Source organism: Corynebacterium tuscaniense DNF00037 (genome assembly GCF_000759055.1).
GTDB classification, from domain to species: domain Bacteria; phylum Actinomycetota; class Actinomycetes; order Mycobacteriales; family Mycobacteriaceae; genus Corynebacterium; species Corynebacterium tuscaniense.
This window is the reverse complement of record NZ_JRNG01000015.1, coordinates 25,990-39,986: the sequence shown is the minus strand read 5'-3', so window position 1 is coordinate 39,986 and position 13,997 is coordinate 25,990. Positions and strand designations below refer to the sequence as shown.

Here is a 13,997-nt window from a genome sequence, read left to right as displayed (position 1 = left end):
TACGGAGCGATGACGCTCCTCTACGGCAGGTAGACGGCAGATAACCCACCACCTCATGCCGAAAGCCAGCAACAGCTGGACTTTTCGGCATGCTCTTTTTTGGATGCCCCTTAGAGCGGCGCCCTCCGCCTAGCGCAGGATGTCACGGCCGTATTTCAGTGCGGCCGTGAGTAGGTCTGCCCATTTTTCGGGTGCCATGCCCTCCGGCCCACCGATGGGCACAATGCGCTGCTCGGCGACGGTGCGGGACTCGGTGTACTTGAGCAGGCCCCCGTCGCCGTGGCGGCGGCCTACGCCGGAACGCTTCCAGCCACCCATGGGGGCGCCGATGGAGGACCAGCCGGCGGAGTAACCCTCGTTGATGTTCACGGTGCCGGCCTCCAGATGGCGGGCGATCTCCTGCGCGGTAGCGCTCTTGCCAAAGATGGAGGCGTTGAGGCCGTACTCGGTGTCGTTGGCTTTCGCGATGGCATCTTCATGCGAATCGACGATCTCGATGTACACCACCGGTCCAAATACTTCCTCCCGGTACAGCCGCGCGTCCTCCGGCACGTTCAAAAGCACGGTCGGGGCGTAGAAGTTCGGCCCGATGTTGGTCAGGCGCTTGCCGCCCGTGGCTACGGTGGCACCCTTGGCTACGGCATCCTCGACGAATTCGGCGACGGTGTCCGCGTGTTCCGAGGAGATGAGGGAGCCCATGTCGATGTCCCAGTCGTGGCCGGCGCCGATCTTCATTTTTTCCACGCACCGCACAAACGCCGGGATGAACTGATCCGCCACGTCACGGTGGACGTACATGCGCTCAATGGAGATGCACAGCTGGCCCGTGTTGGAGAAGCAGGCATGGCGCACACCAGACACAGCCTTATCCACGTCCACATCCGCCGTCACAATCAACGGATTCTTCCCGCCCAACTCACCCGAGAAGCCGATGAGGCGCTCACCAGCCTGGGCGGCGAGCTTGGCACCGGTGGCGGAGGAGCCGGTGAACATAAGGTAATCGACTTGCTCCACGAGCGCTTGGCCCACCTCACGGCCAGAGCCGGGAACGACGGTGAGGACATCCTTGGGTAGGCCTGCCTCGGCGAGCAGTTCCGCGGCGCGCAGGGAGGTCATCGGGGTGTTGGAGTCCGGTTTCAGCACGACGGTGTTGCCGGCGAGGATCGCCGGGATAGCGTCGGAAATAGCCAGCACCAGCGGGTAGTTCCACGGAGCGATGATGCCCACGACACCAATGGGGGAGTGTTGGACCTGGGTCTTCGTTGCAATCGGCAACGCCACCTTCGCACGGTCCGGCGACAGGAGCTTCTCAGCACGGTAGGCGTAGTGGCGGGCGGTCAACGCATTGTCAAGCACCTCTTCGAAGGCGGCGCGACGGTTTTTGCCGTTCTCGTCCTGGATGATGTCCAGCAGCTCATTCTGGTGCTTGAGCACCAGGTCGTGGTAGCGCAGCATGATCTTTTTGCGCTCTTTGACGGGGGTGGCGGCCCATTCGGGTTGCTTGGCGCGGGCACGCTCGACGATCTGCGTGGCGGTTTCGGCGCCGTAGTAGTTCGTGGTGCCGACGATGGTGCCGTCGGCAGGATTCGTGATGGTGATGGTCGTGTCAGAATCGTTGTGCAGGCGCGTTGTCATAGTCCCCCAAGATAATGCACTTCCGTCATGACGGGGAGGGGGTTCGGAAGAAAACTTTGGCCCTAGAACACGAACTTTTGCACCAAAGACCGGTACGCCTTGGTGGTCAACTCGACGTCTTCGATGTCGACGTACTCGTCATGCGAGTGCAGTTGGTCCAGCACCTCACCGAGTCCGCGCCCGGCAGCGTGCAGGGCAAACCCGTAGCCCACCCCACCTTTGCGGCGGCCGAAGCGGAGGTCGGAGCCACCTGCAGCGATCGTTGGCACCACGGGCACGCCGGGGAAGAATTCCCCGAAGGTCTCCACGATCGCTTCATATAGTGGCCCGGAGGCGGGGGATACAGTGGCGTCTTCGGTGATCAGGTGCTCGATCTCCACCCGTTCCGCCAGATCGCCGAGCGCTTCCCGCAGAACTTCGTCGACATCTTCCTGCGTCTGCCCAGGTAGCGGACGAATGTCCAGCTCCACGTACGCATTCGACGGCAGCACGTTGATGGCCCCACCGGCGCGGATCACAGTCGGCGCCACGGTGAGATGGCTCATGGCGTGGGAGTAGCGGGCAAGAGGCCCAAGCGCCTCATAGTTCTCCCCGCGCAGCAGCTGCTGTTCCGTCGAGGGGTCGAAGCGGAAGGCGCGGACGTAGCCTTGCCACAGGTCATCGGCGACAACAGGGGGCTCAATGCTGGCCAGTCGACGCGCAACTTCGCCCACCAGCCCCACCGTGAGTTCCCGCCCATATGGCGCAGACCCGTGGCCGGCATCGCCGTGGATGGTGATGCGCCGCTGCGCCGCCCCCTTTTCACCCACGACGACAACGAGCGCATCCGGCAGGTGGGACCCAGAGGTCTCGGAGAGACAGTTGCGCCAGCTAAAAGCATCGGGTTCGTGCTCCGCGATCCAACCGGCGCCGAGCCCACCGCGGGCTTCCTCATCAGCACACCCCACGAAGGTCAGCGTGCCGCGCGGGCGTTGCGCGGCCTGGGCCACCTCGCGCGTCACCGTGGCCATCGCCGCGGTAATGAACAGCATGTCCATTGCGCCACGCCCGTAGATTCGTCCGTTCTCAATCTCCGCGCCGAAGGGGTCCTTCGTCCATTTTGGCTTATCGACGGGTACCACATCCGTATGCCCCAACAACGTCAACGGTTCCGCCTCGGGGGCCGTCCCTTCGACGGTGAACGCAACGGAAACGCGACCGGGGTGCGGCTCAAAGCGCTGCACTTTCACGTCGGTGCCGGCGAAGAACTCCTCTAGGGTCTCAGCGTTGCGTACCTCCTGGCCGGAGTCTGCGGTGAGGTCGTTGACGCAGGCGTTGCGGATGAGTTGGCGCAGCAGATCAATGGTGGTTTGTTCAGTCAACCTTTGCCTCCTTGAGATAGTCGGCGACCTGGGTGAGTGCCTCTTGGCAGTCTTCCTCGGAGCCGTCGAGGGATCGGGCGGCGATGGCGATGCCGTACGTGGTCTCATCAATTGTGGTGAAGCCGAATTGGCGGGTGTGCCATGATCCGTCGTCGGCGTCGGACCAGCCACCTTTGAATGGCACATTATCGAGTTGGCCGAGGCCGTAGCGATGTTCGTCCACAATTTTATGCATATCGACGATCACCGGGTTATCCTCCGGCACCGCCGCCAACTGGTACCCATACCGTGCCTGACCAGGCAACGTCCATGCCGTGGTGCCCCACGCGGGCTGAGGCTTCACCGTCACACCACTCTTAGCTATTTCCTCCGACACCAGCCGGCTCGCATCCGCAGCCGACCCAAGGCAGCCCCACAGTTGGTCGGTGGCATCATTATCCGACCATTCGATGGCCGCCTCCGTGAGCTTCTCTAACGCTTTTTCCCCGTACGAGCAGTGTTTTTGCGCCACCAGCGCAATGGGCACCTTGATGGTGGACCAGGCCGGCATGACCCCCACTGAACCAGCAGTTATATCCTGCGTCCCATCAAAAACGGCCACGCCCACCTGGACATCCAGCTGCTCCTCAATCTCGGCCACGTTCTCATCCAGATCACTCAGATCTAGGTGTGGCCCATCAGAGAGAGCCACTACTGGCCCCACATCAGGCATTGATGGCCCCGCCAAATATGAGCAGCCACTCACAGTCACCCCAACCGCAATGAACGCGCACGCCAGCGCCGCACACCGTTTATTCACACCGAGGATCTTATAGGGTGGGGGGACATGGGGCAGTTGGATGTAGTGGGTGGTGTTGGTGAGGCCGTCGATAAGCTAAAAGAGCTGTATGCGACGTCCTGCGAGCGCGCGCGTGAATGCGTTGCCACCGGCGACTATGCGCGCTACAACGAGGTGCTCTACCCGAAAATCGCGGTGCGCATCACCCAGTGGCGGCCGATCGACCGCTCCCAACCTTTCGGCTACGTCGATGAGGCCGGAACCTACTCCGCGGTGATCTCCCGGCCCGACATGATGGAGGCGTACCTGCGCCACCAGCTCGAATGCCTGGCCGCCAACTATCCATGCGAGATTTCCGTCGGTTACTCCGACGTAGGCATCCCGCCGGAATACATCCGCGGCCACGGCCCCGTCAGCGAAGCGCGCCGCACCGACATCCCACGCCCCACGCTTGACGACGTCCACGATGCCATCATCGACGGCGACTGGGACGCCTTCCACAGCCCCGAAAAACCCCTCTTCCACTTCGGCCCCCAACGCTTCGACATCGCCTGCGAACGCATCGAGCATTACACCGGCATCGACGTGGAGTCCGTGCAGCGCTACATCCTGTTCACCAACTACGACATGCACACCCGCGAATTCGTGCGCTTCGGCCTGAACGAACTCGCGCGAGAGGGCACCCGGTACACCGCCCTGCTCCTGCCAAACGGCCGCCGTATCACCCCCGCCGACGTTTTGGACGTTGATGCGGTGGCTGCTGACGTGACCTCGAGCTACCAAATGCCGCGCTACGACCTGGTGGCGGAGAATAATTCCGGCGTCACCATGATCAACATTGGTGTGGGGCCGTCGAATGCGAAGACCATCACGGACTGTTTGGCGGTGCTCCGCCCCGAGTGCTGGATCATGATCGGGCACTGCGCCGGCCTGGACGCCCGCATGCGGATCGGGGACCTCATCCTGGGCAACGCCTATGAGCGGCGCGACCACGTGCTGAACAACCACATTGAACGCGAGCTGCCCATTCCGGCGATCCCGGAGATTCAGCGGACACTAGAGAAGGCCGTGAAGCGGATCTACGGGGATGAGGAGCAGGCCCTCATGCGCACCGGCACGGTGCTGTCCACGGATGACCGCAACTGGGAGTGGCAGACCCCACGGGACCTGTGGGCGTGGCTGCGGGGATCGACGGCGGTGGCGGTGGACATGGAGTCTTCCACCATCGCCGCGAATGGCTACCGCTACCGGGTGCCGTATGGGACGTTGTTGGCGGTGTCGGATCTGCCCCTGCATGCGGTGCCGAAGTTGCCGGCCGCGGCCCAGGCCTTCTACTCCAACTCGAAGGAGGCACACGTCATGTGTGCCGTGCGGACGATGGAACGGTTGGCTAAAAATCCGGAGCGATTGCGGACACGTAAGTTACGTCGGACACAAGGAGAGGTCCCGTTCCGCTGAGCTTACCGACGTTTCCCCTTCCCACCGGGTATGTTTTCCACTGTGAGAACCGGTGAGAAGCGCAGTGTAAAACAAATCGCGGGACAGGCAACGGTGGCGTGCGTGCTGCTTGTTGCCTGCGGGGTGATTGTGTACCGGTACTGGGCGAATTTTGCCGAGTACAACAGCGTGTTCAAGACCGACATTCCCCTTGACCTGTGGATCTACCTGCGGGGCGGGGAGCGTGTCATCACGGGGGAGGCACTCTACAGCGGGAACATTATTTTTGACCTGCCGTTTACCTACCCGCCGTTTTCAGGGCTGTTGTTCTCGTGGCTGGGCGTGCTCGACGACATTGTGGTGACGGTGCTGTGGCACACCATGTCGATTGTGTGCACCCTGGTGGTTTTGTGGTTGTGCTTCGCGCGACTGGGGGTGAAGATGACGCCGGCGTTCGCAATCATCCTCCCCGCTTTGGCTGCTTTCTTCCTCTTGGGTACGGAGCCGATGCACGCCACCTTGTTCTGGGGCCAGGTGAACATCCTGCTCATGCTGTTGGTGTGCTTGGATTTCCTGCCGAGTAGGTACCGGCTGCCTGGTGTCGGGGTAGGTTTGGCCGCTGGGATTAAGCTGACGCCGGCGTTTTTCGGATTGCTGTTTTTGGTGCAGCGGCGCTGGGCGGCGGCTTTCGGGAGTTTTGTCACGTTCCTTGTCACCGTCGCCGTCGGTTTCGTCGCAGTGCCGGACGCGAAGGCCTTCTGGACAGACGCCATGTTCTCCTCCGACCGCGTCGGTGACCACTCGAATCCGGGGGCGCAGTCCATCAAGTCGGTGCTGGTGCGCGACTTTGGCATCGAGTCCGGCGCGGTGTGGCTGGCGTTAGCCCTTGTCACTGTGGCGCTGGTGGTGTGGGCCGCATGGCTGGCGGTGCAGCGCGATAACCTGCCTATCGCTGTTGGCCTGGTGGGGTTGGGGGCGTGCCTTGTTTCACCATTTTCCTGGTACCACCACTGGGTATGGATTCTGCCTTTGGGCGTGGCCATCCTCGTCGGGGTGAATCAAGCTGCAGCGCGTGTCATGCCGGCGCAGCTCGCAGGGCTGGTGTCCTGCCTGGTCTTGTTCCTCGTGATGGTGCCGTTCGCGGCCACGAACATTGAACCCATCGTGGGTAAACCGCGCGCTGCCCTGTACGTGTTTGCGGGGCTGGCGCTGATCATCGGGTACATCCTCTACGCAAAGGTCTTCGCCCACCTTGCCGCCAAAGGCGCCGCCATAAGCGACTCCGATAGCGACATCACAAGCGACGCTAAGAGCTCTTCCCAAAGTGCTGAACCGGTGCCTGGCGAGCCACTACGCTAGGGCGCATGCTCTATAGCTTTGAAGGCGCACACCCGGTTATTCACCCGACGGCGTTTGTGGCGAAGGAAGCTACGATCATCGGCAACGTCACCATCGGCCCAGACGCCGCGATCTTTCCTGGCGTGGTCATCCGTGGTGATGTTGGCGCCATCCACATCGGTGCCCGCACCAATGTCCAGGACGGGAGCGTCATCCACGTTCAAACGGACACGGAGAACGTGATCGGGGAGGACGTGACCATCGGCCACCTTGCCATGGTCCACGGGGAGCGCATTGGCAACGGCACCCTCATCGGCATGGGCGCGACCGTTCTCGCGTACTCCACGATTGGTGCCGGCTGCATTATTGGGGGTGGGGCGGTGGTCCTTGAGGGCCAGGAGATCCCGGACGCCTCCCTCGCCGCCGGTGTCCCCGCCAAGATTCGCCGCGACGTCAGCGCAGACGAGCGCGCCGGGCTGATCACTCACGCAGCGAAGTATGTGGCTTTAGGGCGCCGTCACCGTGAGGGGCTCGCGGAGTACCAGGTCTAGGGCCACTGCGCGGGCAATATCGCGCACCATTTCGCGGTGCGTGGGAATCATCCGTAGGGATGCCTCCGGCAGGGCGGAGCGGACGGCGCGGGCGAAGAGGGAGGGGGCCAAGGGGTCGTCGATAAGCGCGGAGCCTGCGATAACCAGCGCGGGAGTGGAGTGCTCTTTCATGAGACCTGCGGCGAGTGCGCCAAGTTGCTGTGCGCGCGCATCAAGCTTCTTGCGTAACGACGCATCCCCCTCCGCCACCCTCACCGCATCCACCAACGTCTGGCCGCCGAGTACCCCACGGGTAGTCAGATCTGGCCGATCCACGGCGATGGGCAGCACTCCCTTGTCCTGGGTGACGGCGGCACCGATTGAGTCGTCTGCGAACAAGGCCATCATCGGCGTGCCATCCACCGTCAGCGCAGACTGGATCTCCGAGCCGATGATCGCGGCCACCGCCGACGTCACCTGAACTGGCACGGAGAACTGCTCCCGCATTTCGGAGCCGAAAGGTGCATCCTTCCACCCCAAGTTCGGCGCATTGACCACGCCGTCGGGGCTGACGCTACCGGACGTGGTCACCCCCACCGTGGCCAGCGGGCGCCCCAAGTCCGCCATGAGGCGGTTGAGCCCGGCCATGATGTGCTGGATGAAGTCATCCTGGCTCATGTCGGCGACGTGGATGTCCAGTTCGGAGTCGCGGATAGTGCGGCCTTTGATGTCAAAGAGCGCGGCGTAGGTGGAGCCAGTGCCCACGGCGATGCCCGCATGGATGGCCTGCGAGTCTGTGAGTTCAAGGGGGATGATCGGACGGCCGCGGCCCTGGGAGCGGGTGAGATCCGTGCGCTCGGTGACGTATCCGGCGCCGATGAGCGCGGCGATGGCCCGGGTGACGGTGGGCTGTGACAGGCCGGTCGCGGTGACGAGCTCACTGCGCGAGGTCACCTGGTTGAGCCGCACGAGGTGGAGGCATTTCGCCGTCGGGTTGTGCGGGCGCGAGAAGGCAGACCATTGAGTTGTCATGGTGAATATATTACGGCCTACCTAGTCAAGGTTGGCTATCAGTGCGGGCAGCGCTTTCGCTGCCGTGTCCACAAGAGTGACGGTGGCGAGCGGTGTGAGGTCGGTTTCCATGGGTGTGACCTCGATGATGGGGGTGCCTTGTTCGTGGGCGAGGCGGGGGAGTCCGGCGGCGGGGTAGACCACTCCGGAGGTGCCCACGATGACCACGAGGTCGGCCTCCACCATGCGCCGCTCCGCCTCGTCCCATTCGCAGGCGGGGAGGGGTTCGCCGAACCAGACGACGCCGGGCCGGATGAGGTTGCCACACAGGGGGCATTGCGGGGGGTGCAGCTTATCTGTGGGCTCCTCCGGCAAGGCAACCTTTCCCTTATATGGGCGTGAGCAGATGGAGCAGCGGAAGGCGAAAAGCGAACCGTGCAGGTGGACCACATCGGTGGAGCCGGCACGCTCGTGGAGGTTGTCGATGTTTTGTGTGGTCACGGTTAGGAGGGTGTGCGTGGCCCATTTCGCGAGTGCCAGGTGCCCGGCGTTGGGTTGTGCTTGGCTGGCGAGGCGGGCGCGCCAGAGGTACCAGGCCCACATGGTGTCGGGGTCTTTGGCCCAGGCGTCGATGGATGCCATGGCGGTGGGGTCGACGTTTTCCCAGATGCCGGTGACGGCGTCGCGGTAGGTGGCTAGACCGGAGTCGGCGCTCATGCCGGCACCGGTGAACACTTCGACGCGGTGGGCGCGGTCAACGAGTTCACGGGCACGATCAAGGGCGCTGGCACGTGTGTTCATGGGGCTCACTCTAATGCGGGGGATGACCGGTACACTCTTCTTTTATGAGTTCACCGGAGCGGCAGCCGTCCCTGCTTGATGCTACCTGCGAGGACTTTGTGTATGACCTTGCGGAGCTTTCGCCTACTGTGGCTACGACGTTGGGTATCCCCGGGCACGATGACCAGTTGCAGGATTTCTCCCCGGAGCATTGGGGCGCGTTGGCGGATCGGATTAGGGATCTCATCGCGGACGTGGATGCGTTGAATGACGGGACGGATTCGTCGGATGATGAGGATGATTTTGATTCCGTCGATTACGTCACCGGTGCCATCCTGCGCGACCGGATGGCGGTGGAGTTGGATCTGCACCACAGTGGTGAGGATCTGCGGATGCTCAATAATGTGACATCCCCGGTGCAGGTGATTCGCAACTGTTTGATGGTGATGCCGAAGGAGACGCAGGAGGACCTGGATAATCTCACGTCTCGCTTGTTTGCGGTGCGGACATCGTTGGCGGGCTACCGGGAGTCTTTGGCGGAGGCAGCCAGCCATGGTGATGTGGCTACGCAGCGCCAGATTGACGCGGTGATCCGCCAGTGTGAGGCGTTGGGAGAGGACGGCTCCGTCCTGGAAACCCTTGGCCTTGCCCCCGACGCAGACGCAGTTGCCCAGGCCAAGGACGCGTTTAGTGAGATGGCGGATTGGCTCTCCACGGAGCTCGCGCCGCTGGCCCACCACGAGGATGCGGTAGGAAGGGAGCGCTACGAGCTGTTTGCAGAGTTCTTCCTCGGCCGCTCGGTGGATTTGGATGATGCGTATGAGTGGGCGTTGGAGGAGTTGAGGGGGGTCGTGGATAAGCAGCAAGCTTTAGCGCGCGAGCTGTACGACGAATGCACACCCCGCAGCGCCTGCAAACGCTTGGACACGGACCCGAACCACACGATCACAGACCGCCACGCGCTGGTGGAGTGGATGCAGCGGACCACGGACCAGGCGATTGAGAAGCTGGACGGCACGATGTTCACCCTGCCGGAGGAGATCCGCACGCTGGAATGCCGCGTGGAGGAGACGGGCACGGGCGGCATGCTGTACACCCCGCCGTCGGAGGACCTCACGCGTCCTGGTCTGCTGTGCTGGTCTGTGCCGGAGGGGCAAGATGCGTTCCACACCTGGCATGAGCTGGCGCGCATCTGCCATGAGGGTGTGCCCGGCCATCACGTGCAGCAAGGCATTGCGATGACGCAGCGCGACACCCTCAACTTGTGGCGCCGCGCCATCAACTGGAACGCCGCGCACGGTGAAGGCTGGGCCGTGTACGCCGAGGCGCTTATGGGCGAGCTCGGGCTTTTCGACGACCCCGCCTACCGCATGGGCCTGCTTGACTCCCTCCGTTTGCGCATGGCCCGCGTCGCCGTAGACATCGGCGTGCACCTGCAGAAGAAGACCCCGGACGGCAGCGGCTACTGGGATGCCGCCTACGCCAAGGCCTTCCTGCGCGAGAACACCGCGATGAACGAGCAGAACCTCACCTTCGAGATCGACCGCTACATGGGCTGGCCCGCCCAGGCCACCTCGTACGCCCTGGGTTACCGCGATTGGATGGACCTGCGCTCCAAGGCCCGCGAGCGCGGCATGACCCTGCGCGAGTTCCACGACAAGGCCCTGCGCTTGGGGTCCATGCCGATGGACATGTTGGCGCACCAGATCCTGGAGGCCTAGTCGCGGCGTTTGTCCATGCGCCGCAGGATCGTCGGCAAGGCTGCCGCAAACACCACGATGCAAATGAGGCGGATGAGCTGCAACGCGACCACCGCTGGACCCCCACCGCCTTCGGCGGACAGCGCCAGCACCGTTTCAATCGCGCCGGGGCTGGTGGCCAGGTAGCCCTCGAAGTAGGTGATGCCCAACCATTTGGCCACCACCCAGCCGGTGCCGGCGCAGGCCCCCATGACCACGACGATGAAGGCGATGGTGGCGGGCAAAAGGCTGGCAAAGTGCTTCAAAGCAGGCACGCTGAGCCCCCCACCGCAGGCCCAGCCGATGGACATGAACGCCACCACGGCCAGCGGTTCTGGCGGGGCGAGGGGGACAGGCAGGAGGCTGGCGATGATCGCCGTGAGGATCAGTGGCCCAAACACCGCCGGTACCGGGATGTGGCACCAGGAGGCAATCGGCTTCCCGATGATCGCCACCGCCACCACGAGCAGCCACATCCACCAGGTCACTTCAATGCCCGCGGCGTGGTTGTCGCCCGGCGCGGGGAGGAAGGATGCGACGAGGGGCAGCGTCATGGATACCGCCAGCAGCCGTAGGTATTGGGTGAGCGCCACGTAGCGCATGTTGGCGCCGAGTTCGCTGGCCAGCGCCATCATGATGGACGCCCCGCCGGAGAGCATCGAGAGCACACCGGTTTCGCGGTTGACGCCTTCGCCGTGTTTGGTGGAGTAACCGGCCAGCAGCAGCCCGCCAACGAACCCGATGCCCACGATCACGGCAGCCGACACGAGCCCCGGCACGAGGTAGCGTGCGAGTTCCTGCACGGGCACCCCCGCCAGGGGCAGTGCCGCGATGACCCCGATGATGCCGCGGCAGAACTGGTAGAAGGTGGCGTTGAGTTTCAGTTCCCGCCCGGTGCCCAGGGCGGAGGCGCCGGAGACGATGATCGCGCCGAGAATCCACGCCGCCGGCACGTGGAGAAGCGTCAGCGCGTACCCCAGCAGCACCGACACGGGTGCCACGATCATCCACCTGCTGCGTTGTTCCACGCTTGGCATAGTAGCGTGGGCGTGCATGATCGCCCTATTGCTCGCTGCCGCCGCGCTTGCCGGTTGGGTGGATGCGGTGATTGGGGGCGGGGGCCTCATCCTCATTCCGGTGCTCATGGCGGGCACGCCGTTGCCGGGTGCGGCGGTGTTGGCCACGAATAAGGTGGTGTCGGTGTCCGGCACGGCGTCGGCAGCCTTCACGATGGTCCGCCGTGTGGGCGTGCCCCGTCGCACCTGGGTTTATGCGCTCATCGCGGGTGGGTTGTCGGCGGGTGGTGCGCTCGTCGCTTCGCTTATTAGCGACGCCCTTATCCGCCCCCTCATCCTCACCCTCCTCGTGGCCGTGGGGATCTTTGTGGCGTTTAAACCGGAGTTCGGCACGGGTGAGTCTGAGCCTGTGGTCACCCGCGCCCGGCTGGCAGGTGGTGTGTGCCTGGCGGCAGCGGTGGGTTTCTACGACGGCGCCTTCGGCCCGGGCACGGGCATGTTCCTCATCATGGGCTTCACGGCGTTGTTTGCGCAGAACTTCCTGCAGTCTGCTGCCATGGCAAAGGTGGTGAACACTGCGACGAACCTCGGCGCCTTGGGCGTGTTCATCGCGGCGGGATACGTTGATTGGGTGCTGGCATTGTCGCTGGCAGCAGCCAATATTGTGGGCGCGCAGATCGGCGCCCGGACGGTGCTCGGTGGCGGGGCGAAACTGGTGCGCTACGCCATGCTCACCCTGGTGGTCGTGCTGACGGTCTACCTGGTGCTCGATCTTTAATCGAGCACCAACGATCCGTTCAGCAGACTCACGATGGCAAAGATCGCGCCCACCACGACCACGAGGACTACGACCCATTCGAAGGTGTTGAAGGGCTTTTCGCGCTGCGCCAGGCGGGTCCACACGTAGGCGATGAGGCCCGGGATCACAGCCAAAGCGCCGAAGAGGACGTACACCAGGTCCGCCGCGTAGATGAGCCACAGGGAGTAGATGAAGCCGATGATGCCGATGACCAGGTGGCGGCGGTTGTCGGGGGTGGAGATGGTGGGGCCGGAGTCGTCGAAAAGCGTGCCGGCGTGGGGGTGTGAGAGGCCCTTGCCGCGGACGGCGAGGAGCACGAGGTACAGCGATGAGAAGATGTACGGCAACAGGTACATGATGGTGGCCAGCTGCACCATGGCGTTGTAGGACGTCTCGTTGGCGAAGAAGACGATGACGAAAAACTGGACCACGCTGGTGGACAGCAGTTGGGCCATGAACGGTGCGCCGTTGGTGTTGGTCTGGGCGAGTTTGTTGGGCAGCAGATTGTCGGTGGCCATCATGACGATTGGCTCTGCGCACAGCATTTGCCAGGAGATGTACGCACCCAGCACGGACAGGCATAGACCGATGGAGATCAGCGCACCACCCCACGGGCCAACGGCGGCTTCCAGTACGGCGCCCATGGAGTTGGACGGCAGGGCGGCGAGCTCCTCGCGGGTGAGCACACCGTAGGAAAGCGTCGATACGGCAACGAGCAGTGCGAGCACCGACAGGAAACCGATGACTGTGGCGCGGCCGATGTCCTTACGCGAACGTGCCTGTTTGGAGTACACGGAAGCGCCCTCAATACCAATGAACACCCACACCGTGAACAGCATGATGCCCTGGATTTGCTCGCGTAGCGGGATGCCCGAGTCCGCGCCCCAGAAGTCCAGGGTGAACTTGTCCCAGCTGAAGCCCACGAAGGCGATGAGCACGATGAACGCGAGGATGGGCACCAGCTTCGCAATCGTGGTGACCAGGTTCATCGCCGCCGCTTGCTTCACTCCGCGGGTGAGTGCGAAGAAGATACCCCAGGTGAGCGCCGACACCGCTAGGGCCACGACCCACGGGTTCTCCTCATTGAAAAAGGGCAGGTAGTGCCCCGCAGTACCGAAGAACAAGGTGGCGTAGCCCACCTGCGCCATGACGGAGCCCAGCCAGTAGCCCCAGCCGGCGGTGAACCCGATGAAATCGCCCAACCCCGCACGCACGTAGGAGTACACGCCGGAATCCAGGTTCGGCTTGCGTCGCGCCAGGATTTGGAACACGAACGCGATGGACAGCATGCCCACACCGGCGATAACCCAGCCGATGAGCATCGCGCCGGGGCTGGCCACCGACGCAATGTTCTGCGGCAGGGCGAAGATGCCGGAGCCGACGGTGGAACCGATGATCAGGGAAACCAGTGTCCAGATGGTCACTGTGTTCGCGCGGCTCGCAGCACTTGGGGTGCTGGGGGCGCTGTGGGCGTTTGTCATACCGCATAAACATACTGGGTGGCCACCAATTTTTATAAAAGCCTGGCAACAAACTGGGGGTGAGTATGTGATGATGTTGAAGGACAAAGGAG

Annotated in this window: 12 protein-coding genes; 5 read left to right on the top strand and 7 right to left on the bottom strand. The window is 63.4% G+C overall.

All coding sequences use genetic code 11. The features are described 5' to 3' along the window. Window positions 1-129: 129 nt before the first annotated feature. The 3 genes from HMPREF2129_RS04465 to HMPREF2129_RS04455 all read right to left on the bottom strand — a co-directional run bounded on the left by HMPREF2129_RS04465 (window position 130) and on the right by HMPREF2129_RS04455 (window position 3,795). Window positions 130-1,635: a succinic semialdehyde dehydrogenase gene (locus tag HMPREF2129_RS04465; protein WP_034663701.1), complete on the bottom strand. Its 1,506-nt coding sequence runs from the start codon at window positions 1,633-1,635 to the stop codon at window positions 130-132. A gap of 62 nt (window positions 1,636-1,697) precedes the next feature. Next, complete coding sequence (locus HMPREF2129_RS04460; protein WP_034663698.1) at window positions 1,698-2,996, bottom strand: M20/M25/M40 family metallo-hydrolase; 1,299 nt, start codon at window positions 2,994-2,996, stop codon at window positions 1,698-1,700. Next, window positions 2,989-3,795, bottom strand: coding sequence for a class A beta-lactamase-related serine hydrolase (locus tag HMPREF2129_RS04455; protein ID WP_232218099.1), 807 nt, complete (start codon window positions 3,793-3,795; stop codon window positions 2,989-2,991). The genes HMPREF2129_RS04460 and HMPREF2129_RS04455 overlap by 8 nt, the downstream gene beginning before the upstream one ends. Before the next feature lie 27 nt (window positions 3,796-3,822). On the opposite strand from HMPREF2129_RS04455, the gene amn reads away from it, so the two are divergent. Genes amn through HMPREF2129_RS04440 form a run of 3 tightly spaced genes read left to right on the top strand, consistent with a single transcriptional unit; the run spans window position 3,823 to window position 7,100 of the window. Next, the gene (gene amn, locus HMPREF2129_RS04450) at window positions 3,823-5,232 is read left to right on the top strand and encodes an AMP nucleosidase (RefSeq protein ID WP_034663697.1); all 1,410 of its coding nucleotides are present in this window, start codon (window positions 3,823-3,825) and stop codon (window positions 5,230-5,232) included. Between the two features lie 42 nt (window positions 5,233-5,274). Continuing rightward, window positions 5,275-6,570, top strand: coding sequence for a glycosyltransferase 87 family protein (locus tag HMPREF2129_RS04445; protein ID WP_198021521.1), 1,296 nt, complete (start codon window positions 5,275-5,277; stop codon window positions 6,568-6,570). Between the two features lie 5 nt (window positions 6,571-6,575). Continuing rightward, complete coding sequence (locus tag HMPREF2129_RS04440) at window positions 6,576-7,100, top strand: gamma carbonic anhydrase family protein (protein WP_034663694.1); 525 nt, start codon at window positions 6,576-6,578, stop codon at window positions 7,098-7,100. Here HMPREF2129_RS04440 and HMPREF2129_RS04435 read toward each other — a convergent pair. Next, entirely contained in the window at window positions 7,056-8,111 is a 1,056-nt protein-coding gene (locus HMPREF2129_RS04435; RefSeq protein ID WP_034663691.1) for an ROK family protein, read from the bottom strand. The two genes, HMPREF2129_RS04440 and HMPREF2129_RS04435, sit on opposite strands and share 45 nt — an antisense overlap. 21 nt (window positions 8,112-8,132) lie before the next feature. Next, on the bottom strand, window positions 8,133-8,891 hold the full coding sequence (locus HMPREF2129_RS04430; RefSeq protein ID WP_034663690.1) for an NAD-dependent deacylase: 759 nt from the start codon (window positions 8,889-8,891) through the stop codon (window positions 8,133-8,135). 44 nt (window positions 8,892-8,935) lie between these two features. On the opposite strand from HMPREF2129_RS04430, the gene HMPREF2129_RS04425 reads away from it, so the two are divergent. Beyond that, the gene (locus tag HMPREF2129_RS04425) at window positions 8,936-10,591 is read left to right on the top strand and encodes a DUF885 domain-containing protein (RefSeq protein ID WP_034663687.1); all 1,656 of its coding nucleotides are present in this window, start codon (window positions 8,936-8,938) and stop codon (window positions 10,589-10,591) included. Here the strand turns inward: HMPREF2129_RS04425 and HMPREF2129_RS04420 are convergent. Then, on the bottom strand, window positions 10,588-11,646 hold the full coding sequence (locus HMPREF2129_RS04420; RefSeq protein ID WP_034663723.1) for an AbrB family transcriptional regulator: 1,059 nt from the start codon (window positions 11,644-11,646) through the stop codon (window positions 10,588-10,590). The genes HMPREF2129_RS04425 and HMPREF2129_RS04420 overlap by 4 nt on opposite strands. A 16-nt stretch (window positions 11,647-11,662) precedes the next feature. Here HMPREF2129_RS04420 and HMPREF2129_RS04415 point away from each other — a divergent pair, with 16 nt between their 5' ends. Further along, complete coding sequence (locus HMPREF2129_RS04415; RefSeq protein WP_034663686.1) at window positions 11,663-12,403, top strand: TSUP family transporter; 741 nt, start codon at window positions 11,663-11,665, stop codon at window positions 12,401-12,403. Here the strand turns inward: HMPREF2129_RS04415 and HMPREF2129_RS04410 are convergent. After that, window positions 12,400-13,905, bottom strand: coding sequence for an amino acid permease (locus HMPREF2129_RS04410; RefSeq protein ID WP_034663682.1), 1,506 nt, complete (start codon window positions 13,903-13,905; stop codon window positions 12,400-12,402). The genes HMPREF2129_RS04415 and HMPREF2129_RS04410 overlap by 4 nt on opposite strands. Window positions 13,906-13,997: the final 92 nt, after the last annotated feature.